The following is a 23,841-nucleotide window of genomic DNA, read 5'->3' as shown; positions in this document are numbered from 1 at the left end:
CTGATTAACCGACGATATGTAAATTTTCTAACAAAATGCCTGTTCCTTCAGCAACGCACTTCAAAGCATTTTCCGCAACATAAACCGGAATATGCAATTCATTTCTCAACAGTTCATCAATACCATTGAGCAATGCTCCACCACCAGTCAGCACGATACCACGCGTAACGATATCACTTGCCAGTTCCGGCGGTGTCTTTTCAAGCACTGTACGGCAGGCACTGACAACGCTCTGCAAAGAATCTCTCATCGCTAATTCAAGCTCTTCAGAAGTCATCAAAATAGAAGTTGGCAGACCTGTTACAAGGTCACGGCCGCTTACTTCCATCGTTTCCGTCTTAAAGCCTTTCCAAGCTGTTCCGATATTCTTCTTTAATTCTTCAGCTGTGCGATCACCGATCAACAGCTTCTTCTCATCTTTGACATATTTGATGATATCACGATCCAGCGTATCACCTGCAATCTTTAACGAAGTGCTGGTCACGATCTCACCAAGTGAAAGTACCGCAACATCTGTCGTACCTCCACCGATATCCAATACCATGTTACCACTTGGTTTAGAAATATCCAGACCGGCACCAACGGCGGCTACCTTTGGCTCTTCTTCAATATAAACCTTTTTCGCACCTGCACGATAAGCGCAGTCACGAATAGCATTTCTTTCAACGCTGGTAATATTGCTTGGGCAGCAGATCAAGATAGTCGGGCGCTGGAACATGTCCTTTAACTGTAATTTCTTTAAAAAGAAGTTCAACATGATCTCTGTAACTTCAAAATCCGCAATGACACCATCTTTTAAAGGACGGATTGCTAAAACCCTGCCCGGTGTCCTGCCGAGCATGTCTTTGGCTTCCTGTCCGGCAGCCAAACATTTCTTTGTATCCGCATCAATCGCCACCACGCTTGGTTCATCAATGACAATTCCCTGTCCTTTAACATATATCAGCAGGTTGGCAGTACCTAAATCGATTCCAATCTCTTTTGTAAATAAACCCATACGAATCCTCCTAAACTTACGCAGTTACATTATATCACATTTGAGTAAAAGGAAAAGGCAAATATTTCAAAAATAGTACCTCCTCATAGAAGTACTATTCAAATTTAAATATCGTATTCGGGTCTACACGAACATTATCTTTTTCTACTACTAAATGAAGATGATTCTTCAAAGAAGCCTGATAAATATTCGTAGTGGCCACTCCGATGATATCACCCTGGGCAACACGATCTCCCTTTTTCAGCGTTATCTTATCAAGCGACTGATAAGTAATGATCAGATGATCGCTTTGAATACGGATCCCATTACCTAAAAGCGGATCGGAAGTCACTTCAAGCACTGTGCCATTAGCGGCACTCAACACTTCAAAAGCTTCACCTGAATTTGAGATATCAACGCCTTGACTTGGACGAAATACACCTTCAAACTCAACGATGCTCACGATATCACTGGATTCACCATCAAAGTAATCGACTACTTTTTTTCCATTTTTATAAGGAAGTATGATCATATCTTTCACTTCGGCCGTCGGCTCTTCCTGTTTATCTTCTTCCTTATCCGGAAGCTTTAATACCGGAAAATCACTGAATACCGGAATTGTCTGATCGGGCATCATTGTCTGATAAGCTACTACCCCTGCTACTAAAACTGCCAATACTCCAAGACTTACATAAAACCTTCTTTTTGCTTTTTTATTTTTTCTTTCATAAGCTATCATATGTTCACCTCACTTTGAGTATGCCCATCTATGAATCACTTATTCACAATTTCAACGCCTTGATAATAATGCTTTAATATTTCGATATAATCATAGCCTTCCAAAGCCATGCCCTGGGCACCATACTGACTCATGCCGACACCATGTCCGCTTCCCCATGTTGTAAATATGATTCCCACCTCATTCCTTTCTATTTGAAAGCTGGATGACGAAAGCTCACACATTTCTCGAACAGCTCTTCCCGAATAGATCTTATCATTTACACGTACTTCCTTGACATAATCATTCTCATAATGTGAAATTATTTCCATGGAAATAAAAGCTTCCTTAAAAATTTGAGATAATTCATCAAACGTAAAGGCTTTTGTACGTCTATTATCTTGTTTGATATCATCATAATGAGAATCTACACTAACTAAATAAGGATAAGGTGTTGTCCAATAATCCTCGGAATTATTGGTCTTGCCATTACTGGATGAAAAAAAATAAGCATGAATGATCTGTTGGTCATAAACTAATACCTGCCCTTTTGTAGACACGACAGCTTCTTTGATCTTCGCAAGATTCATATCATACGAATCCTGCCATTTTTCTTTTAAAACATCATCATTCTGATAGACCTGTGAGCTTGTCGTATCATCCACCTTTAATTCTCTTGAATAAACATAGCTTCGTGAAGCTACCGCCTGTGCTTTCAGTGCTTCCAACTCAAAAGACGCCGGCATCTCCGAGGCCAGCACACCGATCAAATAGTTTTCCAGTTCAAGTTCAAGCTGTCCATTTGCTGTCGATACTTCCACTATGACATCCTCACTAAGCTGATTTTCTATATTCAGACGAGAAGACAATGGGGGAAGTGCTACATACAGAAATCCGACAAAAAAGAATAGAAAGCTTAATAGCTTGATTTTCATCTTCATATTCTATTATATGCACCTGCCTTTTTTTATATTAAAAAAGACTGTGAATCCACAGTCTATTTATGATAAGGCAAATGATTCAAGATCGTAAATGCCCGATAGATTTGTTCACATAAGATTAACCGGCAAAGCTGATGAGGAAAGGTACAATCAGAAAGTTTCCATCTCATATTTGCCCGTTGAATGACTTTTTGACTTAATCCCAGCGATCCACCAATCACAAAAACGATCTGAGAGCTTTCATAAGTCATGATTCTCTCTAATTGCTTCGCAAAGACTTCACTTGAATAATTTTTTCCGGCTAAATCTAAGAGTATCACAAAATCTTTCTCTTTGATCTTAGAAAGAATTTTATCACCCTCTGCTTCTTTGATAAGCATATCCTGCTTTTCTGAATGATTGGCCGGAATGCTTTCATCACTAACTTCTATAATTTCAATTTTTGAAAAAGCCGTAATTCTTTTTTTATACTCATCAATACAGCTTTGCAGTGCCTTTTCTTTAATTTTTCCTACTGCTACGATCCTAATCATCCTGACCTCCATTTACGATTTCAAACTGAGGTGCCGCCAAGATCTCCGGATGATATTGAATATCAGCCAATGCATTCTGTACGACGCTCAACGCCATTTCTCTTGAATTGGCTTCTTCACTGATATGAGCAAGAACGATCTGCCTTGTATGTTCACCAATACATTTACGTAAATGTCGGGCACAATCTTCATTGCACAGATGCCCGCTGGCACTGCGAATACGATTTTTCACATATTCAGGGCGTCTTGATTGGATCAACATTTTCAAATCATGATTACTTTCAAATATATAATAATCAGCATCTTTGATTTTCTCATAGTAACATTCTTTCAGATAACCGGTATCTGTAATATAAACCAATTTATCTTTCTGATCCTGAATGATATAACCCAGACATTTTGTATCATGTGAAAGACGAATGCTTTCGATTTTCATTGATTTGATCTGAAAGCATTCATCTTCATGAATTTTGATCTGCATCGGTACATTCAGTGGTTCTTCACTATATATGGGAAGATGCGCAAACATTTTCAAACAAGAGATATGATCTGTATGCGTATGGGTAATAAGACAAGCATCTAAATCAGTGATTTCACATTGGATCTTTTTAAAGCTTTCTTTAAGATATTTTTGTGTACTTCCACAATCGATCACGATTTTCGTATCTCGATTTGAAATGACACAACAGTTTCCTTTAGAACCGGATGCCAATAATGAAAACTTCATCTTAACCACCTATATACGGCCATGGATAAATCGTATTCGCATAATACGGACCATTTCGTATCTCAAAATGAACATGCGGTCCGGTCGCATTACCCGTCATTCCGATCTGTCCGATGACTTCTCCTTTCGCAACTGTCGTTCCTGCACTATAAAAGCATGGCTGATTCATATGACCATAATAAGTCCAGAAACCATTATTATGATTAATGATTGCATAATAACCGGTAACAGGCCCATAACCTGTTTCAACGATCGTACCACGGTCAGCTGCTTTAACACTACCATATTTATTGTAAAGATTCTGTACATCAATTGCGGTATGTCCATAGTAACAGAGCCAGTTACACGATACATATGCATTATCCACAGGTAAGCGGAAAGAACCGGAACCGACATTCGGAATGACCATCGTACCGATACGTACAATTTCCTGTTGCGGTGCATCTGTAAGCAATCGTGAAACCTCTTGTGTCTTTGATTCATCCAGTTTACCATTGATATAAGTTTCCTGATATTGCACGTTATAAGTTCCTTCTTTATAAGACTGTTCTACGATACGCTGTCCTTCCCGAAGCGTGTTATCATAGATGTATTCTGTACTTTCAGGATAAGCCGTTTCCTCTACGATACGATTTTTCACTACCTCCAGCTGAACCGGTGGATCGATTGGCGTAACATTCAGTTCCTCACCTACCTGAAGCAGCTGCGTTTCACTTTTTAAGGTTTCAGAATTAACCGAAAGCAAGTTCATGACCGAAACACCCGCTTTACTGGCAACACCCTGGATCATGTCACCTTCTTCGACCGTATAATAATTTGGCTCATAGCTATAACCGAAGCTCAGCCATGTAATACACTCATCATAGTTCTTTAAGATCAGGTCAATGGGCACCAATTCATTAGAGATCTTTGCGCTATCCAGATAGCGGTACGATATATCCTGACGCTCATCACTTGAATACGGTGTTGTCTGATGATTATCCAAAAGCTTTTTTACCTCATTTGGATCAACACCATTGCTTTCCAGAAAATTCAATACAAAATCTTCACGGGCACGTACAAAATCTTCACTATTTTTCACATAAGCAATACTGCCATTTGAAAATTCGATCTTATATCCCATAATAGAAAAGAAATTATTTTCTTCAAGATATGCAAAGATTTCTTCATCCTTATCTTCTGCTTCCAACTGTGATACGGTTTTGCTTACATGAACATCCTCACCTAAACCAACCTCTGTATTCGGAAAATCCTCCGCATATTTTTCTTCATAGATACGTTTTAAAAACTGCTCATATTCATCAATATCATGAACGATACCTAAAAGCTCATCTTTATAATAAATTGTCAGGACCTCTTTTTCCTCTCCTTCGCTGATATATTTCTGTGGAATTATGCCGCCTGTTTCCAGATTTTGCGCATTCAGATCATATTTCAGCGTATTGCCGGGAAGCAAAAGCGTCAATACTATCGCGCCCACGGCAAGTCCGGCTAAAAGGCCAATCTTTTTAAGCATAGCTTCAACTCCTTCTTATTTTTCGGGATTAAAAAATGCATTAATATTCTTTGAAAACATCAACTGAATTCGACGAGTCGCTCCATTACGATGCTTGGCAATATCAACATCCACCGGATCGACCGCATTCTCTGCTTCTTCTTCCTTCTTTTGATAGCTGTCACGATATAAAAAGATAACGATATCCGCATCCTGCTCGATAGATCCTGATTCACGAAGATCTGAAAGCATCGGATGCTTGTCCTGCCGAGATTCAACACCACGCGATAGCTGTGAAAGAGCGATCACCGGCACATCCAATTCTCTCGCCAAAGCTTTCAGTGAACGTGAAATTTCACTGACCTCCTGCTGACGATTATCACTATTGGAACGTGAAGAAGCACTGATCAGCTGTAAATAGTCAATAATGATCAGATCTAAGCCCTGTTCCGATTTCAATTTACGACATTTCGAGAAAATATCTCCCATTTTGATGACCGCGCTGTCATCAATATAAATCTTCGTTTTTCTGATTTCGCTGCACGCTTCCTGAATACGCACCATTTCTTCATTGCTGATATAACCGCTTCTGATCTTATCACCGTACACTTCGCTTTTCGCACTTAATATACGCTGCATCAGCTGTTCGCAAGGCATTTCCAATGAAAAGATCGCAACCGCCCCCGGATTTCGCAAGCTGCTCTGCAGAGCAATATTCAAAGCAAAAGCTGTCTTACCTACTGAAGGACGGGCTGCCAGGATGATCAGATCTCCTCGCTGAAAGCCATTGGTCGTATGATCAAGATCGACATATCCAGTCTTGATACCCGTAATTTTTTCTTTGCTGGAACGGAGCAGCTGGATCTTTTCCATGACCGTATTCAAAATATCACCGCTGCTTCTGAAATCTGTCGTTCTCCGCTGACGGGTAACATCCAATATCTTTCTTTCCGCATCATCCATCAATTCATCCAGTGACTTGATATTCTCAAAACCCTCAGCTTCGATCTTTTGTGCTGTTTCAATAAGCTTACGAACCTGTGCCCGGCTTTTGATAACTTCAATATACGTTGTTGCATTCGCACTGCTGATTGCATTTTCAGTCAGCTTTAAGATATAATCGGCTCCTCCGACAAGATTCAGCTCATGCGTGTCATTCAAACGGGTGATTAACCCAACAGGTTCTACCGGCTGGCCCTGATCGATCAGATACGTCATGGTACGGAAAAGACGCTGATGATTTTCATTAAAGAAATCATCAGCTGTTAAATCATGATCCTTCACATCACCTACGACCTTTGGATATACCAGCATGCCGCCTAATATCGCCTGTTCAGCCTCCAAAGAAGACGGCAGCTGTCTTGTATTTAACGCCATGTCCCCTCCTATAACTCACTTACATGTACTTTGATCTGACCGATAACCTTATTACGGTATAGATCCACCTTCACATAAGTTACACCACAGGAATTGATGCTCTCATTATCAAGAAATTTTCTCTTATCTACATGGATCTGGTATTTTTTCTGTAATTCCTCGCAGATCTGCTTTGATGAAACAGAACCGAATACACGTCCTCCCTCACCGGCCTTGACCTTAAATTCAAGCGTAATATTTTCCAGTTTCTTTTTAATTTCATTCGCCTGAGCTTCCAATTCTGCCTCTTTGGCCATATCCTTCGCCTTCTGCTCCGCTAATATCTGCCGACTTGTTTCCGTAGCTGCCACAGCCAGCTTCTGACGAATCAGAAAGTTACGGGCATACCCATCAGAAACATCAACCATTTCTCCTTTTTTTCCAACTTTCTTTACATCACTCAGTAAGATTACCTTCATCTTCTATTTCCTCCTGTCTGCTTTTTTGAATCGTTTCTATCAATTCTTTTTCGATTTCTTCTACGCTAACATTTTCCCTGGAAAGCGCCGCAGCACTGAAATGTCCGCCGCCATCCATTTCTTCCATCAATTTTTGAACATTTATATTTCCTTTTGAACGTGCCGATACTGCTACCGTATTTTCTTTCGTATAACCGATGACAAAGCTTGCCTCTATACCTTTGATCGCCAGCATCGCATCCGCACATTTGCTCATCATCGTTTTGGAAACGATCTGTTTGGCAGTTACCGACGCGATCATGATATTATCAAAAATAACCCTTCCATAGCGCATGATCGAACTTTTTTCCTCAAATTCTTCAATATTTTCTTTGATCAGATCCTCTGCCTCATTCGGATCAACCCCTAAGGTTCTCAAAGCTGCACAAGCTTCAAAAGTACGGGCTCCTGTTCTTGCTTTAAAGCGATTGGAATCAATCAGGATACCCAAATAAGCAATGGTCGCTTCCTGTGCACTGATATTGACCTTATGTGACATATAAGGTAAGAACTCTGTAATCAGCTCACTCACGCTGCTTGCACTTGTTTCAACATAAACCAACAGCGGATTATCAATAAATTTATCACTGCGTCGATGATGATCGATCAAGATGACCTTCGTCGCTTTTTCCAAAACCGCCGGGGCATTGCAATGATCCGGATTATGAAAATCAGCCGCAATCACAAGATCATCATCTTTCATCAGTTTCAAGGCCTCTGCTTCACCTATGAAATGATGACGGCTCTTCATCTCCGGTGCATAAAGCTTCATCGCTTCCTGGCACTGTTCTTCGATACCACCGGATTCACTAACGATATAAGCATTCTTCATATATCCCTGTGCTATTCGGCTCAGCAATAAATTAGCCCCCATACAATCAAAATCCATATTTTTATGACCGACGATAAACACATTGCCTGCATCATTAAACGCATCACGGATCGCCTTTGCCATGACTCTGACACGGACACGTGAACGTTTTTCCGTAGCTTCACTGTTTCCTCCATAATATTTTACTTCAGAATCATTCAGCTTCACCGCCACCTGATCACCACCACGATTCTGTGCCAGCTCCATCAGGTTGATAAGTGTTTCATCCAATTCGCTCAGCTTCTTATTTCCACGCGCGATTGCCATGGATAAAGTAACATTGACACCCATTTCTTCACTATTTTTGCGAATGATATTCAAAATCGAAAATTTTTCATTTAATATCTTCTGATAAATACTTTCATTAAGCACCATATAAAAACGATCACTTTTGACACGACGAATAACGATGCCATTTTCCTTCGCCCACTCAAAAACCGGCTGCCGAAGCTTCATATTCAATTGCGAATTCATCGATTCATCTTCATATTGACTGACCTCATCATAATTATCCAGCTGAATCAGTCCCAATACTGTTTTTTCTTCCTGTGAAACCTTCCTGAGCTTTTCATAATCCGTGACATCCTTCACATATAAAACAGTAGAATTTTCTTTACGGGTAATCTCATAAATATATTCCCCATCCTCAATCGTCACGACATCCGCCTTATCAATAAACAGATCATTGATATTCGGATTCCATGAGCTGACCTTCTTACCGATCAGATTAATACCTCTATCAGCCAGAAAATCATTGAACCATGTGACAATAAGGTTTTCATCATAAACAAGAATGCCCACTTCCCCAAAAAGCAGAGCATCTTTTGCATCATTTCCTAAAATACGTGCAAGATTCTGGTCACGACTCTTTTTATCCCTATCATAACGAATCATGACCCAGATTACCAAAAAGACATTAAAACCAACGACTCCTGCCATCATCATGACAAAATTAATGTCCATCCCTAAGATTGCCAGCAATCCTAAAATCAATATTTCACAGACAAGCAATATCACAAGCTGCAATTTAAAATTTTCTAGTTTGTCCATAAAGCCCTCTCTTTCGAATCATTCCACCCGTCAAGCCATCAATAATTCCCAATATCATGACAAATGACCAAGCAGGTGGCAGAATGAGCAATACGACCCAGCTCCATTTCGGAAGCCGCCGCATACTTACTATTACTATCATACCATAAATAAAGTTTACGATAAACAGGGTGAGGCAGAAAAAAGCAAGTATAAATTTGACAGTTTCATTTACTTGAAAACATCTCAACCCTAAAATTAAGAAGATACTAAGAATACCTCCCACCGCTAAAAACTTAGGATATTTAAAATTCAGATCAATTTTGATCCTTTCCACATTCATTTTCAATTTAATAAAGATGAGATGTGAAAGCAGATGCACACATAAACTTTCCATGATGACAACCAAAAAGAATAAAGTGATATCCAGTACATTGAACAAAGTGTTTGCATCAATAAAAAACACAACTAGATTTTTAAATATCTCAACATTTTCTAACATTTCAATGAACTCATTCCGAGTTGCAACCAGATCATATCCAAAAAAGCCGGCAAAGATATACATGGAAAAAAGATACGATATGAATGTACAGACAATTGTCCATAGAAGCAATTTATTCTGATGCCATTTCAACCGGACCCCTTCACCATATATAATCCCTAAAATAAGGGCACTGAAAAGATAGAAAATTGTCTGAGGAGGAGATATCATCAAAGAAACGATCAATACAGCAAAAAATACCATCCATGAATATTTCCACTCACACTGAGCAGCATAAATAATCATAGGAATACTTAAAAGCCAGCTCAGTTGAGAGCTTAATACATTTGCCATTTGTCTGTCAATGATAAGAAAAGCTCCTATCATTGCGACGATCATGGCTCCTTCAGTAATTTTCCGCGTATCTGATTTCATAAATTCTCCTCCTATAAAAGAAAACCTCCATCACATTAGACAGAGGTCATTTCTAATTAGTCTGCAACGTAAGGCAGTAAAGCCATCTGACGAGCACGTTTGATTGCAGTTGCAAGCATACGCTGGTATTTAGCGCTTGTACCAGTCACACGTCTAGGAATGATCTTACCGTTTGCGCTGATGAAGCGTTTTAATAATTCAGTATCTTTGTAATCGATCTTCTCGATTTTATTTTTCGTAAAGTAACATACTTTCTTACGTCCCATTCTTTGTTTTTTGAATGCCATTTTGCTTCTCCTTTCCTACCTAAAATGGTAAATCATCACTTGCGATATCAAGCGTATCACTACCGAAGTCACTCTCATAAGAGGACTGTACATCAGGCTGGTACGCATCGTTACGCGTAGAAGGCTGATAGCTTGGCTGTGATGACGTCTGCTGATCGCGCTTTTGTGCTAGAATCTGTACACTGTCACAGACTACTTCAGTCACATAAACAGTGCGGTCGCTCTGATCTTTGTAATTACGTGTCTGGATCCTGCCTTCTACTCCAAGCAAAGCTCCCTGCTTTACGTAATTTGCCATAAAATCGGCACTTTGCCTCCATGCAACACAGCTGATGAAGTCGGCATCCTGCCCACCTTCCTGATTGCTGGAGAACCTTCTGTTTACTGCAAGCGTAAAGCTTACGACAGAAGTACCGGTATTTGTTTTTCTTAGCTCCGGATCGCGTGTAATGCGTCCTACCAATACAACACGATTGATCATATTAAGCTTCTTCTTTCACGATTAAGAAACGTACAACATTGTTGTTGATACGAGCCAAACGATCGAATTCCTGAATACCTTCATTGTTAGCAGTAACTTTGATAACAACATAATATCCTTTCTTCTCATCGTTGATCTCATAAGCGAACTCTCTAAGTCCCCATTCATCAACATTGTCTACAGTACCTTCGTGGCTAGTGATGATCGCATGCAATCCGTCAATTGTTTCCTGACGAACAGCTTCTTCAAGATTAGCTTTTAAAATGTACATAATTTCGTACTTTTTCATTGAGTACACCTCCTTATGGTCTTTTGGCCCAAGAGTAGTTGAGCAAGGAGCAAATACGAAAAGTATCTACTCGCCCATTAAGTATAAACAAAATATCCCTAAAAATCAAGGTTTTTTTTCAATTTCAAAGCTAACGTTTTTTTCAATACCAAACACTAAGATAACCTATTTTTTTAATTATCTAATTTATTTTCTAGACACAAATTGAATCTTTAGATCCATATCTAAACTATCAGCTAATCGTTGTAATGTCCTTATTGATAAATTACGATTTCCACTTTCAATCTTGCTTATATCTGCCTGAGTCATGCCCGTCTTTTCCGCAAGTTGTTTTTGTGATAGCTTCTTTTTATTTCTTGCTTCAATCAAAGCAATCGCAAAAGAATACTCATCATCTAATTTATCATATTCTTCTTTAAAGTTATCGTCTTTCAGCCTTCCATTCAGATAATCATCAAACTTCCTTGTCATTAAATTCCCTCCCATTGCAGAAATTTTTTTCGATAGTTCTTAGCCTATTTTAATTCTCTTCTTTGTATTCTATTTGTTTTCTTTATAAATCCATTTGTCATGATAATCGTTTATTCAGATGAAAAAAATCTGAAAATATTACTTCCCATTACAACTCTAAAATTCAAATATACTATCATCAATATACTTACAATGTGGTTCTTACCTTCAGTATATGGAATATATTCCATTTTGTTAAATTCATAGTTTGTTAACTGTAACAGTAATTTCAACTTTTCTTACCTACTATTTATATATGCACTTCAACATCAAATTTTCTAATAAATATTCCTATTAAATAAAAAGTGATAATATTTCCCTATGACATCATAGAAACATTACCACTTTTAAATAATGATTAATTATATATATTTGTCCATTGCAAATACGAATTATCCGGCCATCCAGCCACCATCGACAACTAATACTGTTCCATTGATATATTTCGATTCATCACTGGCTAAAAATAATGATGCATTTGCAATATCATCTACCTGACCCATTGCTGGTGCAGTTGCGCTAAGTACCTTAATACGGCTATATCCTTCCTCATCTTTGATACCAATAGAAGAAGCAATTTCTGTTTCAATACCTCCCGGAGCAATTACATTAACACGAATATTTTGTGGATTATACATAAATGATGTATTTTTAGATATAGCAACCAAGGCTGCTTTACTGCCACAATATACAGCACCTGCGCAACTTCGCTGTGCTCCTACAGAAGCTATATTAATAATATTTCCGCCATGACCTTGTTTCAAAAATACATTCACCGCTTTTCTCATAGCACACATTGGTCCATAAACATTAGTATCCATGATCCATTTATATTTTTCATCCATTACATGTCCTATTGGTTCAAAAGAATCACAAACACCTGCATTATTAACCAATATATCTAATTTTTTAAATTTAGAAATAGCTAAATCAATCATAGCTTCATTGTCTTCTTTTTTAGAAATATCTCCTACAAATGCAACAACTTCCCCCGCTTCACTTTTTAGTGATTCAACTAAAGATTCTAATCTTTCCTTTCCTCTTGCGACCGCAATCACACGAGCACCTTCTTTTACAAACCGCTCTACGATTGCCTTTCCCATTCCGGCAGAAGCTCCTGTAACAACAACACTTTTACCTTCCAATTTCATCCTAGTCTAAATCTTCTCCATTTGTTTTAATCACTTTTTGATACCAATAAAATGAATCCTTTTTACTTCGATTCAACGTTCCTGTTCCATCATCATGCTTATCTACATAAACAAAACCATAACGTTTTTTCATTTCTCCAGTAGAAGCACTCACTAAATCAATACATCCCCAAGGTGTATATCCTATTAAATCAACACCATCTTGAATAGCTTCTTCCATTTGCTGAATATGTTTTTTCAAATAATCAATCCTATATTCGTCATGAATAGCTCCATCTTCATCAATCTTATCTTCAGCACCTAAACCATTTTCGACAACCATAATCGGTATTTGATATCTGTCATAAATATCATTTAATGCATATCTAAGTCCTTTTGGATCAATTTGCCATCCCCACTGAGAAGATTTCAAATACGGATTTGTCACTCCACCAATGACATTCCCTGGTGAATATGTTGTAACTTTTGAATCCGCAGATTCACAAGCACTTAAATAATAACTACATGTATAAATATCAACCTTACCTTCAGCTAATATCTCATCATCTCTTTTTTCTTTAATTATATGTATCTTATTTTCTTCAAAAAAACGCTTTGAAAATGAAGGATAATATCCCCTTACTTGTACATCTGCAACCAGCCAGTTCATTTCCTGATTCACCTTCTGACATAAAACGACATCATCAGGATTACAAGTGTAAGGATATTTAGCTGCATAGATATTCATGCATCCCATCTTAAAATGTGGATATTTTTCATGTGCCAGTTTTACCACTTTTGCGGATGCAATTAATTGATGATGTACACCCTGATATCTTTCCCCAATTGTATTAGGGCTTGTAAACAAAGGTCCTTCATAATTTTGAATAAGCCCCAATGATAGAGCACCACCAGAAGGCATGATACATGAATTAATTTCATTAAAAGTAAGCCAATACTTTACTTTATCTTTATATCTTTCAAAAAGGGTCGAAGCATATTTAACATAATAATCAATCAATTTACGATTTGACCATCCATTATATTTTTCTACTAAATGATAAGGCATTTCATAATGATAGATCGTTACTAATGGTTCAATATTATATTTTTTTAATTCATCAAAAACATCATCATAAAACTGTAATCCGGATTCATTAGGGACATCCTCTTCACCTGTCGGATAGATTCTTGTCCAATTAATTGACATTCTAAAAATTTTAAATCCCATTTCTGCGGCCAAGGCAATGTCTTCTTTATAACGATGATAAAAATCTACTGCTTCCCAACTTGGATATAAGGTCCCTTCTTCATATTTTATAGTTACTCTTTTTGGTGTTGTTCGAGAACCGGCAGTATAGTGATCTGCAATCGAATCTCCTTTTCCATCTACATTCCATGCACCTTCATATTGATTGGCTGCTGTTGCACCACCCCATAAAAAATCTTTTGGAAATTTACTCATCATTAACTCCTTTCAAAATATAGTAAGACCCGAGGGCCTTACTATTAATTAATCATGGACTACATATCCTGCTTCTTTTATTCTTTTATCAATTGCTTCCATATTTTCAGTAAAAGTATTTTCATAAATATGCTTATACGGAGTTTTACCTTCATACCATTCACCAAAGCAATGCGAATAGCCTAATTTTTCCATCCTTGGCTTTTCAGTAAATCCTTTCGCACCCCATTTCGCATGAAAATGAATTTCTTTATCTGCAAAGCGCCATGTTGCATCTTTATACACACAAGTTGGATCATTCGGTGCATATGGCAAATGATACCATTCTGTTTCTAAGGTAACCTTATCTGTAACAATTGGTTCTTCACCCTCTAAATAATAGAAAACGATTCCTTTTTCTTTATTAGCAACATCTAACTGTGCAAAAAAACTCTCTTTTCGACCATCTTCCCTGATTCCACTATAATTCGCACAGCAATAAATCGTACATCCGGCAGCCCATAAAGAATCTTGTGTTGCGTTTTCCGCAATGAAAGTTCGATCGTGACATCCTAAGCCTACAACAGGCTTGCCTTCGTATGTCCCCTCAACACTTATAGCCGTTTGTAGCCAGATCGGTGCTCTCATAATACTTGTTTTGTGAGTAAATAACGCATAAGGGAAAGGGGTACACTTCACATTAAGAATGCTTCCGTTTTCTCCTTCTTTCCCAGTTACTGATCCATCTTCATGATAAGCAATTTCAAAAGGTTTATCTATACCTCTCATTCCATAAACCAGTGGTTTCTCAGACAATTTTCCATATGGATTAACACGATCTCCCGCCTGTGCAATATCACGATGATGAGCCGAATTTTGAGGTGCATCAAAACCTTTTCCTAATTTGATAATACCAGCCCATCGAACACTATCTACATTCAAATGACGAAAATAGAAAAGCGGATTTTCAGTATCTCCTTCAGGAAATAAAATACCATAATTCGAAAAAATTGTAAGAATTGCATTACCATCAACATCATTTTGATAAATACCAGGACGATAACTAAAATCATCCATCGTAGGTGTTTTTAATTCATAATCAGGCATTCCCATAATTTTTTCCTCCTATTCTTCACTCTCGTTGAATTTACCGAAAATAACCATTATAACTGCTGCAATTACAAAACTTAAAATATTTACAATGCCGCCTCTGATCAAATTTTCTGTACTACCTCCGGCATATGGTGCAATACATGTAAATATTGTTGCCATCGTCATTCCATGAACAACCGGTTGAATAATTGCTGCAATCAATCCACAAATAGCACCTGAAAGTCCCATGACAATCATATTATTCTTCGAATTCAATCCAATACCATACAAAATCGGTTCTGAAATACCACCAATTAAGCCAGAAGTTAAATATCCTAAAGCTACTGTCTTATTTTCCTTTTTCTTATATTTAATAAGAGCTCCCAGAGCTAAACCATATATTGCCCAAGAATATGTCTGACCAATTACCATTACAAAACCTTCACTGCCTGTAGATAAGATAGTAGCAATAGCTGGCATATAAACTGCAGAATGCATACCACCAATTGTGATAAATGGCATAATTGCACCCAATATGATAAGACCAAGCACTGACAGTAAACCACCGGACGAACCTAAATATGTAAAGATACTAGCGAGTATATTTCCAATATAAGCACCTAAAGGTGCACATACACAGAACATGACCGGTGCCATGATGAACATCGTTAAAAATGGCACAAATACAAAAGATAAAACTTCAGGAACAATTTTCTTTACCCCTTTATATACATAGGACATGATCCATACACCCAATATAACAGGGAAGAAACTCTGACTATAATCTGCAACAGGAGCACTGATTCCTAAAACCGTAAAAGTATCACGTACGCCTACCATGTTCATAAAACCAGGAACGATAATCATAGCACCAATATAAATTCCTAATAATGGATTTGTCTTTAATGTCGTTGCTGCTGTATAACCTAAAATAACTGGTAAAAAATAGAAGACAGCATTATACATAAAGTCAAATAAGATATAGATATCACTATCTGCAGAATAAAGATTCAAAAAATTAGGTCCAAGTACTCCATTTAACGTCGCAAAGATTGATACTCCTGCTAGTAAAGTAATCATCAAATAAGCAGAACCTGATATATATGCTACAATGTTATTAAATACACCTTTAATCGTTAATTTCTTTGTAACATGAGCATCTAAATTCTCATCTATTGCTACTTCTTCTTTTAAGCCACTAATCCTGCATATCGTTGAATATACATCCCCAACAGCATTACCGATAATAATTTGAAGCTGTTCACCAGTCCATCTTGCACCGATAACCATATCTATTTTTTTAATTTCTTCTTCATTGACTAAGTCTTTGTCTTTTACAGTAAATCTCAAACGTGTTGCACAATGTGTAAATTTTGAAATGTTTTCTACACCACCCACAAGTTCAAGAATTTTCTTTGAAACCTCTTCATAATTCTTCTTTGCCATAAAATATCTCCTTCCTTATACTATTTTCTAACTGGCATTCGGCCGCTATTCCAGCTAGTTATAGCCATAAATAATAAAACCCCACAATCAAAAACACTCAACATGTTTTCAACTGTGAGGTCATGCCCGCTTTAACGGTAACATTCCTCCCTCGTACACAAGCGATTAATGTGTAGCACTAAGTACAGCTTTTCTTCATCTGTTAGTTTTAAATCAAGGTGCCTTCTTAAATAAAGACTGATTTCTTCTGAACATTGATAAGCTTTTTGATAATTTTCTTTAATCGTCTGATATAACTTATCATTTTCGGTTTGAATAAGGTGCTTACTCTTTCCTCTTTTCAATAAATAATACATATGAGAAACAAATCGTGAATAATTGAAATCACTTCTATCAATTACTAAATCATACTCTTTTTCAATGATAGCAGTTATCTTTTCTATGATCACATCATCCATCGTATTCTGATTTCGAAGTCTTTCTTCTGCGTTTATAATATGCAGAGCAATATATGCCGCTTCTTCTTTAGGAAGTACGATATGAATTTTTTCTTTAATAAGTTTTAATCCATATTTTCCTAACTCATATTCCTTTTCAAATAAATGTTCGATATCATGAATGATCGGTAATTTAACATTCATATTTTTTTGCTTTCTCTCAATTGTAAAATTGATATGATCTGCCAAAGTAAATATGATATTAGAGCTTAAAGGATTTTCTAACACGTTTCTTGCTTTATCTATGATCAATGTCGCAATATCCAAAATATTTTCTGGTATCTCATTAATCATAGTTACATAAGAATAATCCACATCGTAATAGGTTCTTTCAACATCCTTGACATTTAATTCATAAGGAAAATCATGGAACCCGATACCTTTACCACGAGCAATAAATTCTATACCACTTTTTGATTTACATAAAACCACATTGTTATTAATTCTTTTGATTGCCCTCATTTTGTTCTTATTTCCTTACTTTTAAAATTTCTACATCCTTTTTTACTTTACCATGAGATTTTAATATCTCGATCTTCCACTTCGAAGAATTCGTAATGACCATAGGAGTTATCATATTTATGTTATGAGCATTCATAACTTGCTTGTCATAAGATAGAAGCAATTGTCCTTTTTTGACATGATCTCCTGCTTTAACATAAACTTGAAAACCTTCACCTTGAAGCTCCACAGAATCTAGTCCAGCATGAATCAAAAGCTCGATCCCATTATTTGTCTTTAAACCAATAGCATGTTTCGTGTTAGCTACAAACATAACCGCTCCATTTACAGGAGAATATATTTTATTATCTTCATTTAAAAAACCAACACCTTCTCCCATCATCTTAGAGGCAAATACTTCATCAGGAACTGCATCCAGCCCAATGATTTCACCCTCAACAGGAGAATGAACAACTATTTCTTTTTTGAAAAAATCTAGCATCTTTACTCCTCCTTATAAAACAAAAACTCTTTGAAGAAACACAAACAAAAAACTGTTTGGTCATGCCTCAAAGAGTAACATTCCATCTAACTACATAATTATTATATCACAATTGATAGCGTTTGCAAGTGAATTTAAATGATTTTCTTTCCAATTAATTCCTCGTCAAATTTTTAATAATTATATATAGACTTTTAAGTAAAAACTTCAATTTTATCATTCATATTATATTTCAAATATAGATATTCGATGTTATATTCCTCTTCTGATCTTTTATAAGGTAAATTATTTAGCCACAAGTTTTATTCGATTTAATTCGACTCGGTCATAACCGAATAAAATTGACAAAGTGGGATTAATACCATATAATTTATTCGAACAAAATCGAATCGGAGGGAGTCGAATAAAATGAAATTTATTGGCAGAGAAAATGAGAAGAAAAAACTAATCAATACGCTTAATAAAAATTATTCTGAAACAATTCTAATTTATGGCCGCCGAAGAGTTGGGAAAAGTGAATTGATCAAACAGTGTTTAAAAGAAATAGACGATACAAGCATCTATTATGAGTGTAAACAAACCACAGAAATAAACAATGTCGAAAGTTTAGCTTCACTCATTTCAGAACAATTTCATTATCCAAAACTTGCTTTTTCAAATTTGGAAGCACTACTTTCTTTTCTCTTTGAAAAAGCTATTGAAAATAAAATGATCCTTGTATTAGATGAATATCCTTATTTAAGAAAAACAATTGTAGGAATCGATAGTATTTTACAAAATTTAATTGACAAATACAAAGAAGTATCAACATTAAAACTTATTCTATGTGGATCATATGTAGATATCATGAAATCTCTAATTGAAATCCACAATCCTTTGTATGGCCGTATTACACAAATCATTGATTTAAAACCTATGGATTATTATGAATCGTCAAACTTTTATCCAAACTTTTCAAATGAAGATAAAGTAAAATTATACAGTGTTTTTGGTGGTATCCCTCATTATAATAAACTCATTGATCCCCATAAATCTGTAAAAGAAAATATCATCGATTTAATTGCCTCACCCAATGCCAGACTCGAATTAGAAATATCTATGTATTTAAAATCAGAAATATCTAAAATGACGAATGCCAATGAAGTATTTGAGGCAATGGCAATGGGTGCAAGCAAATATAGCGATATATTATCCAAGTCACATGTATCAAGTGCACCTACTTTAATTGATGTACTTGATAAGCTTATCAAAATGGAAGTAGTTGCGAAGGAAACACCTATTAACGAAGAACATAATCGTAAGAAATCAAGATATTTTATCTGTGATAATCTTTCTCTTTTTTATTACAAATATATATTTAGATATGCTTCACAAATGAATATCATGGATAGCGAAGTCTTTTATAAAAGATATATCGATCAGGATTTTAATACTCAACATGTTCCCTTTATTTTTGAGAATATATGCAAACAGTTTTTAATCCGATTAAATCGCAAAGGTCTGATTGAAGAGCCTTTTGAAAAAATAGGAAAATATTATTATGATGATCCTATCAACAAGAAAAATGGTGAATTTGATCTTGTAACCTACGATAGAAAAGGTTATATCTTTTATGAAGCAAAATTTAAAAATTCTAAAGTTGATAAAAATACCATTTACAAGGAAATTGAACAAGTAAAAGACACTGGTTTTAACTGTCATCGTTACGGTTTCTTTTCAAAATCCGGTTTTGAAGAAATAAATGATGATACTTTGATTCTTTATACCTTAGATGATTTATTTAAAGATATATAATATATTTAAAAAGTGATTGAATCATAACAATGAAACAATCACTTTTTTGTGAGGTCTTAATCTAAATCTTCACCATTGCTGGCAATGACTTTTTTGTACCAGTAGAATGAATCTTTTTTATAACGGTTATAAGTTCCATTACCATAATCATCGACATCTACATAAATATAACCATAACGTTTTGACATTTCTCCGGTAGATGCACTAACTAAGTCAATACAACCCCAAGAAGTATAAGCAACAACGTCACATCCTTCTTCTATGGCTTTAGCTATTTCTTTTATATGTTTTCTCAAATAAGTTATACGATAATCATCATGAATTGTTAGATCATTTTCTAAAACATCACTAGCTCCCAAACCATTTTCCACGACCATTATTGGAAGGTGATAACGATCATATAGCTGATGTATAATATATCTTAATCCTTTTGGATCTATCTGCCAACCCCATCGAGTAATGTCGAGATATTTATTTCTAACTCCAGCTCCCATATTTACTTGAATATCTGCTTTCCTTTTTGCGCTAACACAAGATGACGTGTAGTATGAAAAGGCATAGAAATCTGCTTTACCATTTCTAATAGCCATTAAATCTTCTTCACTGCAAACCAATTGAATATTCTTTTCTTTAAAATACTTCCATATATAATAAGGATATTCTCCTTTGCATAAAACATCTCCACAAAAATACGATGAAAGTCTTTCATTTTCCATATTTTCTAAAACGTCATCCGGATCACAAGTTAACGGATAACTTGTTTTACTGGCAAGCATGCAGCCAATTTTCATTTTTGGATCAATTAAATGGCCTAAAGATACAGCCTTTGCACTAGCTATAAACATATGGTTTAGGGCGTTAAACTTAATCTGATTTAAATGTTCTGTACTATCCTTTACAAAAGATCTCTTGCCCATCTCTTCATCATATATTCCAAATAATAATGATGCTGTATTAACAATAGAGTTTATTTCATTGAATGGTATCCAATAATGGACACAACCATGATATCTCAAAAATAAAACTTCGCAATATTTCAAATAAAATTGAATCATTCTTCGGGATGCCCATCCTCCATATTTATTCACTAAATAAAGCGGACAATCATAATGAGATATTGTCACTAAAGGTTCAATATGATATCTCTTAAGTTCTTTTAAAACTTTATCATAAAATTGTAATCCTTCTTCATTTGGACTTTCTTCATCGCCATTTGGGAAAATTCTAGTCCAACTAATGGATAATCTAAACATTTTAAAACCCATTTGTGCCATTAATGCAATATCTTCTTTATAGTGATTATAAAAATCAACAGCATTATGACTCGGATAAACATAGCCCTGATCCATATTGAACAAAACTTCTCGTGGTTGATTTTTTGTCCCTTTTGTAAATACATCTGCAACGCTTATTCCTTTACCTCCTTTTCTCCAAGCTCCTTCAGCTTGAAAAGCAGAAATAGCACCACCCCATAAAAAATCATCTGGAAACTTCATATTACTTACTTTCATCAATTCCAAAAATAAATGTCAAAACAAACGTTGATATCATTCCAACAATAAGTGCCAAGCAATAGAAAATGATATTATTCGGATCCTCACTAATAAATGACGTCAATGCAAATAATCCTACACCACTCGCCATTGTAGCAACTGTTTTAAATAAACCAGCAATCAACCCACCAATAAAAGAACCAATCATTACAGCATATAAAGGACGACGATATCTTAATGTAATACCAAATAAAGCAGGCTCTGTGGCACCTCCAAACAGAGCTGTAACTCCTGTTGTCCATGCAGTCGAACGAATATCTTTGTCTTTTGCTCTTAATGCTACACCAAAACAAGCTGCCGCTTGATTATAATTTGCAATTGTTGAAGCAACCTTAACTAATGGGTCATATCCAAATGAAGAAACAAATTGAATACGTGCTGGAACCATCGACATATGCATACCTGTCATAACAAGAATAGGTTGTATACAAGCTAAAATTGCGACTGCAAGGAAACCAACATTATCATAAATCCACATTATAAGCGTTGCAATCCATGTACCTATAAATTGACCTAAAGGGCCTAATACGCATAAAGCTAAAGGAATCATTATCAATAATGTTCCTAATGGAACTAAAATCGAACGTATGATTGCAGGAGAATATTTTTTCCAAATTTTTTCAACATAACTCATTACAAATACAATCAATATTGCTGGAAAAATCGTACTTCCATAACCATAAGTCAAATATGTTATCGGAAGCCCAAAAACTGACATAGTTTCACCTGCTGAACCCTTGGCAATGAAATCCGGATTTAATAGCATAGCTCCCATTAACATTCCCATATAAATATTACAATTAAATTTCTTTGCTGCAGCAGCTCCTACAAATACTGGTAAAAAATATAAGGCACTATTACCAACAAAATTCAAAACAAAATACGTATTCGATTCTTCTGTAATTAAATTAAAATTCCCTAACAAAATGAGAATGACATTCAAAAAAGCACACCCCATTAATACAGGAATAACCGGAACAAGACAAGCCGAGAATGTTTCAATAATACTTACAAAGCTAAATTTCCTTTTCTTCTCATCTAGATTTTCATCTATTTTGTCTACTTGATCAAATTCATACTTATTACAAATCAAATCATAAACTTGATCTACTTGCTGCCCTATAATAATTTGAAACTGACCACTTATCCATTGACACCCTAAAACTCCTTGTACTTTTTTTAATTCGTTCTCATTCACCTTACTTTGATCTTTTACATTAAAACGTAAGCGGGTTACACAATGAGTAAAAAATGTAATGTTATCTTTTCCACCCACATATTCAATGACTTTTTCAGCCAATTCATCATAATTTTTTTTCGACATAATCTTTCTCCTTTACTTATATATATCTGCAAACAATGGCTGCGCACTTCCATTGGCTTTGCCTAAAATAAAAACCCCAAAAACTAGTATTACACTATTTTTCTGGGGTGATGCCCTTGCGGTTACAATCCTCTTTTGTATATAAACGATTTACATGGATCATGAGATATAAAAGCTCCTCGTGTGTACATTTTTCTTTAAATTCTTCAAATAGATAATCCTCTATTTTAGAAACACATGCATAAGTTTCAGGATAATTTTCTTTCATGCTCTCATATAAATCCAAATTACTATCTTTAAATTCTTCATTTCTTTCTTTTCGTTGTACAAAATATTTTAAATGGTTTTTAAAGCGAAAATAATTAAAACTTCTCTTATCAAGAATAATCTTAAAGTAATCTTCTATGATCTTTGTCACATTATGAATGATACGAGATGTTTTATCTGTAGTTTTGGTATAAGTCTGTTTACTACTCCCTTCCATTGCATTGATAAAATGCATGGTGACGCTTGTTACTTCCCCTTTATCTAAGTGTACCTTTAATTTCTCATTAATATTTTTGATAAACCATTTCGCAATCTTTGTTATTTCAGGATATTCATATTCTAATTCATAAGAATACGGTAGAGTGACATTCATTCCTTTTTGATAGCGGGTAACAGCAAAACTGATATGATCAGCCAAGATAAAAACTAAGTTAGGATTTAGGTTTTCTTTCATCCTATGATTCGCTATATCACACATTCTCGCTACCAGTGAAAAGATTTTTTCATCTATCTCATTTAACATGCCTAGGTATCGCTCATCAATATCATAATAAGTACGATCGATCTTAGATAGATCTTTGAGCTCATATGGCATCTTTTCAAAACCGATCCCTTTTCCAAAAACGATGGCTTCACGCCCATGTCCATCAAGACCAATAGCTACGTTATTATTGATCTTTTTTATGATTTTCACGAGAACCCCT

The 23,841-nt window shown here is 35.7% G+C and carries 24 protein-coding genes; 1 reads left to right on the top strand and 23 read right to left on the bottom strand.

The genetic code is table 11. From position 1 onward, the window contains the following. Nucleotides 1-4: 4 nt before the first annotated feature. The 20 genes from mreB to ACZYT3_RS01535 all read right to left on the bottom strand — a co-directional run bounded on the left by mreB (nucleotide 5) and on the right by ACZYT3_RS01535 (nucleotide 18,199). Nucleotides 5-997, bottom strand: coding sequence for a rod shape-determining protein MreB (gene mreB / locus ACZYT3_RS01630; RefSeq protein ID WP_464087443.1), 993 nt, complete (start codon nucleotides 995-997; stop codon nucleotides 5-7). 94 nt (nucleotides 998-1,091) lie between these two features. Next, nucleotides 1,092-1,715: a peptidoglycan DD-metalloendopeptidase family protein gene (locus ACZYT3_RS01625; RefSeq protein WP_464087442.1), complete on the bottom strand. Its 624-nt coding sequence runs from the start codon at nucleotides 1,713-1,715 to the stop codon at nucleotides 1,092-1,094. Nucleotides 1,716-1,750: 35 nt separating this feature from the next. Beyond that, nucleotides 1,751-2,635 (bottom strand): stage II sporulation protein D, encoded by an 885-nt coding sequence (gene spoIID / locus ACZYT3_RS01620; protein ID WP_464087441.1) that lies wholly within the window; start codon nucleotides 2,633-2,635, stop codon nucleotides 1,751-1,753. 56 nt (nucleotides 2,636-2,691) lie between these two features. After that, on the bottom strand, nucleotides 2,692-3,168 hold the full coding sequence (rlmH, locus tag ACZYT3_RS01615) for a 23S rRNA (pseudouridine(1915)-N(3))-methyltransferase RlmH (protein ID WP_294561074.1): 477 nt from the start codon (nucleotides 3,166-3,168) through the stop codon (nucleotides 2,692-2,694). Next, entirely contained in the window at nucleotides 3,161-3,895 is a 735-nt protein-coding gene (locus ACZYT3_RS01610; protein WP_464087440.1) for an MBL fold metallo-hydrolase, read from the bottom strand. Before ACZYT3_RS01610 ends, rlmH begins: the two co-directional genes overlap by 8 nt. A 1-nt stretch (nucleotide 3,896) precedes the next feature. Beyond that, nucleotides 3,897-5,411 carry a peptidoglycan DD-metalloendopeptidase family protein gene (locus ACZYT3_RS01605; protein WP_464087439.1) on the bottom strand — a complete coding sequence of 505 codons (1,515 nt, stop codon included), beginning with the start codon at nucleotides 5,409-5,411 and terminating at the stop codon, nucleotides 3,897-3,899. A 15-nt stretch (nucleotides 5,412-5,426) separates the two neighbouring features. Next, the gene (dnaB, locus tag ACZYT3_RS01600; protein WP_294561077.1) at nucleotides 5,427-6,767 is read right to left on the bottom strand and encodes a replicative DNA helicase; all 1,341 of its coding nucleotides are present in this window, start codon (nucleotides 6,765-6,767) and stop codon (nucleotides 5,427-5,429) included. 8 nt (nucleotides 6,768-6,775) lie between these two features. After that, nucleotides 6,776-7,225, bottom strand: a complete 450-nt coding sequence (rplI, locus tag ACZYT3_RS01595) for a 50S ribosomal protein L9 (protein ID WP_294561078.1) — start codon at nucleotides 7,223-7,225, stop codon at nucleotides 6,776-6,778. Next, nucleotides 7,203-9,185 carry a GGDEF domain-containing protein gene (locus tag ACZYT3_RS01590; protein WP_464087438.1) on the bottom strand — a complete coding sequence of 661 codons (1,983 nt, stop codon included), beginning with the start codon at nucleotides 9,183-9,185 and terminating at the stop codon, nucleotides 7,203-7,205. Before ACZYT3_RS01590 ends, rplI begins: the two co-directional genes overlap by 23 nt. Beyond that, complete coding sequence (locus tag ACZYT3_RS01585; RefSeq protein WP_464087437.1) at nucleotides 9,163-10,080, bottom strand: DUF2232 domain-containing protein; 918 nt, start codon at nucleotides 10,078-10,080, stop codon at nucleotides 9,163-9,165. The genes ACZYT3_RS01590 and ACZYT3_RS01585 overlap by 23 nt, the downstream gene beginning before the upstream one ends. Nucleotides 10,081-10,136: 56 nt before the next feature. Further along, a complete protein-coding gene (gene rpsR / locus ACZYT3_RS01580; RefSeq protein WP_071440849.1) occupies nucleotides 10,137-10,367 on the bottom strand; it encodes a 30S ribosomal protein S18 in 231 nt (76 codons plus the stop codon). A gap of 19 nt (nucleotides 10,368-10,386) precedes the next feature. After that, on the bottom strand, nucleotides 10,387-10,848 hold the full coding sequence (ssb, locus tag ACZYT3_RS01575; protein ID WP_294561081.1) for a single-stranded DNA-binding protein: 462 nt from the start codon (nucleotides 10,846-10,848) through the stop codon (nucleotides 10,387-10,389). 1 nt (nucleotide 10,849) lies between these two features. Next, nucleotides 10,850-11,137 (bottom strand): 30S ribosomal protein S6, encoded by a 288-nt coding sequence (gene rpsF, locus ACZYT3_RS01570; protein ID WP_071440851.1) that lies wholly within the window; start codon nucleotides 11,135-11,137, stop codon nucleotides 10,850-10,852. A gap of 186 nt (nucleotides 11,138-11,323) precedes the next feature. Continuing rightward, complete coding sequence (locus ACZYT3_RS01565) at nucleotides 11,324-11,608, bottom strand: helix-turn-helix domain-containing protein (RefSeq protein ID WP_464087436.1); 285 nt, start codon at nucleotides 11,606-11,608, stop codon at nucleotides 11,324-11,326. Nucleotides 11,609-12,039: 431 nt separating this feature from the next. Continuing rightward, entirely contained in the window at nucleotides 12,040-12,798 is a 759-nt protein-coding gene (locus ACZYT3_RS01560; RefSeq protein ID WP_464087435.1) for a glucose 1-dehydrogenase, read from the bottom strand. A 1-nt stretch (nucleotide 12,799) separates the two neighbouring features. Next, complete coding sequence (locus ACZYT3_RS01555) at nucleotides 12,800-14,242, bottom strand: glycoside hydrolase family 1 protein (protein WP_464087434.1); 1,443 nt, start codon at nucleotides 14,240-14,242, stop codon at nucleotides 12,800-12,802. A gap of 48 nt (nucleotides 14,243-14,290) precedes the next feature. Beyond that, the gene (locus ACZYT3_RS01550) at nucleotides 14,291-15,334 is read right to left on the bottom strand and encodes a hypothetical protein (protein WP_464087433.1); all 1,044 of its coding nucleotides are present in this window, start codon (nucleotides 15,332-15,334) and stop codon (nucleotides 14,291-14,293) included. 12 nt (nucleotides 15,335-15,346) lie between these two features. Continuing rightward, entirely contained in the window at nucleotides 15,347-16,759 is a 1,413-nt protein-coding gene (locus ACZYT3_RS01545; RefSeq protein ID WP_464087432.1) for a PTS transporter subunit EIIC, read from the bottom strand. A 131-nt stretch (nucleotides 16,760-16,890) separates the two neighbouring features. Beyond that, nucleotides 16,891-17,718 carry a PRD domain-containing protein gene (locus ACZYT3_RS01540; RefSeq protein WP_464087431.1) on the bottom strand — a complete coding sequence of 276 codons (828 nt, stop codon included), beginning with the start codon at nucleotides 17,716-17,718 and terminating at the stop codon, nucleotides 16,891-16,893. Between the two features lie 7 nt (nucleotides 17,719-17,725). Then, nucleotides 17,726-18,199, bottom strand: a complete 474-nt coding sequence (locus tag ACZYT3_RS01535; RefSeq protein ID WP_464087430.1) for a PTS sugar transporter subunit IIA — start codon at nucleotides 18,197-18,199, stop codon at nucleotides 17,726-17,728. A 408-nt stretch (nucleotides 18,200-18,607) separates the two neighbouring features. Between ACZYT3_RS01535 and ACZYT3_RS01530 the strand changes: the two genes are divergently transcribed. Further along, a complete protein-coding gene (locus ACZYT3_RS01530; RefSeq protein WP_464087429.1) occupies nucleotides 18,608-19,993 on the top strand; it encodes an ATP-binding protein in 1,386 nt (461 codons plus the stop codon). Nucleotides 19,994-20,049: 56 nt separating this feature from the next. On the opposite strand, the gene ACZYT3_RS01525 is transcribed toward ACZYT3_RS01530, so the two are convergent. The 3 genes from ACZYT3_RS01525 to ACZYT3_RS01515 all read right to left on the bottom strand — a co-directional run bounded on the left by ACZYT3_RS01525 (nucleotide 20,050) and on the right by ACZYT3_RS01515 (nucleotide 23,831). Beyond that, nucleotides 20,050-21,489, bottom strand: a complete 1,440-nt coding sequence (locus tag ACZYT3_RS01525) for a glycoside hydrolase family 1 protein (protein WP_464087498.1) — start codon at nucleotides 21,487-21,489, stop codon at nucleotides 20,050-20,052. A 1-nt stretch (nucleotide 21,490) separates the two neighbouring features. Continuing rightward, nucleotides 21,491-22,870, bottom strand: coding sequence for a PTS transporter subunit EIIC (locus ACZYT3_RS01520; protein ID WP_464087428.1), 1,380 nt, complete (start codon nucleotides 22,868-22,870; stop codon nucleotides 21,491-21,493). A gap of 94 nt (nucleotides 22,871-22,964) precedes the next feature. Beyond that, nucleotides 22,965-23,831, bottom strand: coding sequence for a PRD domain-containing protein (locus tag ACZYT3_RS01515; protein ID WP_464087427.1), 867 nt, complete (start codon nucleotides 23,829-23,831; stop codon nucleotides 22,965-22,967). Between the last annotated feature and the right edge of the window lie 10 nt (nucleotides 23,832-23,841).

Source organism: Traorella sp. mt218 (assembly GCF_055420025.1).
Note: the sequence above shows the minus strand (reverse complement) of the source record. Positions and strands in the feature narration are given on the sequence as shown.

Coding starts and splice junctions, on each gene's coding strand:
- dnaB (WP_294561077.1), bottom strand. CDS start 6,767: ATGGCGTTAAATACAAGACAGCTGCCGTCTTCTTTGGAGGCTGAACAG.
- mreB (WP_464087443.1), bottom strand. CDS start 997: ATGGGTTTATTTACAAAAGAGATTGGAATCGATTTAGGTACTGCCAAC.
- ACZYT3_RS01535 (WP_464087430.1), bottom strand. CDS start 18,199: ATGCTAGATTTTTTCAAAAAAGAAATAGTTGTTCATTCTCCTGTTGAG.
- ACZYT3_RS01525 (WP_464087498.1), bottom strand. CDS start 21,489: ATGAAGTTTCCAGATGATTTTTTATGGGGTGGTGCTATTTCTGCTTTT.
- rlmH (WP_294561074.1), bottom strand. CDS start 3,168: ATGATTAGGATCGTAGCAGTAGGAAAAATTAAAGAAAAGGCACTGCAA.
- ACZYT3_RS01625 (WP_464087442.1), bottom strand. CDS start 1,715: ATGATAGCTTATGAAAGAAAAAATAAAAAAGCAAAAAGAAGGTTTTAT.
- ACZYT3_RS01530 (WP_464087429.1), top strand. CDS start 18,608: ATGAAATTTATTGGCAGAGAAAATGAGAAGAAAAAACTAATCAATACG.
- rpsF (WP_071440851.1), bottom strand. CDS start 11,137: ATGAAAAAGTACGAAATTATGTACATTTTAAAAGCTAATCTTGAAGAA.
- ACZYT3_RS01520 (WP_464087428.1), bottom strand. CDS start 22,870: ATGTCGAAAAAAAATTATGATGAATTGGCTGAAAAAGTCATTGAATAT.
- ACZYT3_RS01565 (WP_464087436.1), bottom strand. CDS start 11,608: ATGACAAGGAAGTTTGATGATTATCTGAATGGAAGGCTGAAAGACGAT.
- ACZYT3_RS01605 (WP_464087439.1), bottom strand. CDS start 5,411: ATGCTTAAAAAGATTGGCCTTTTAGCCGGACTTGCCGTGGGCGCGATA.
- ACZYT3_RS01610 (WP_464087440.1), bottom strand. CDS start 3,895: ATGAAGTTTTCATTATTGGCATCCGGTTCTAAAGGAAACTGTTGTGTC.
- ACZYT3_RS01585 (WP_464087437.1), bottom strand. CDS start 10,080: ATGAAATCAGATACGCGGAAAATTACTGAAGGAGCCATGATCGTCGCA.
- rplI (WP_294561078.1), bottom strand. CDS start 7,225: ATGAAGGTAATCTTACTGAGTGATGTAAAGAAAGTTGGAAAAAAAGGA.
- ssb (WP_294561081.1), bottom strand. CDS start 10,848: ATGATCAATCGTGTTGTATTGGTAGGACGCATTACACGCGATCCGGAG.
- ACZYT3_RS01560 (WP_464087435.1), bottom strand. CDS start 12,798: ATGAAATTGGAAGGTAAAAGTGTTGTTGTTACAGGAGCTTCTGCCGGA.
- spoIID (WP_464087441.1), bottom strand. CDS start 2,635: ATGAAGATGAAAATCAAGCTATTAAGCTTTCTATTCTTTTTTGTCGGA.
- ACZYT3_RS01555 (WP_464087434.1), bottom strand. CDS start 14,242: ATGAGTAAATTTCCAAAAGATTTTTTATGGGGTGGTGCAACAGCAGCC.
- ACZYT3_RS01590 (WP_464087438.1), bottom strand. CDS start 9,185: ATGGACAAACTAGAAAATTTTAAATTGCAGCTTGTGATATTGCTTGTC.
- rpsR (WP_071440849.1), bottom strand. CDS start 10,367: ATGGCATTCAAAAAACAAAGAATGGGACGTAAGAAAGTATGTTACTTT.
- ACZYT3_RS01545 (WP_464087432.1), bottom strand. CDS start 16,759: ATGGCAAAGAAGAATTATGAAGAGGTTTCAAAGAAAATTCTTGAACTT.
- ACZYT3_RS01550 (WP_464087433.1), bottom strand. CDS start 15,334: ATGGGAATGCCTGATTATGAATTAAAAACACCTACGATGGATGATTTT.
- ACZYT3_RS01540 (WP_464087431.1), bottom strand. CDS start 17,718: ATGAGGGCAATCAAAAGAATTAATAACAATGTGGTTTTATGTAAATCA.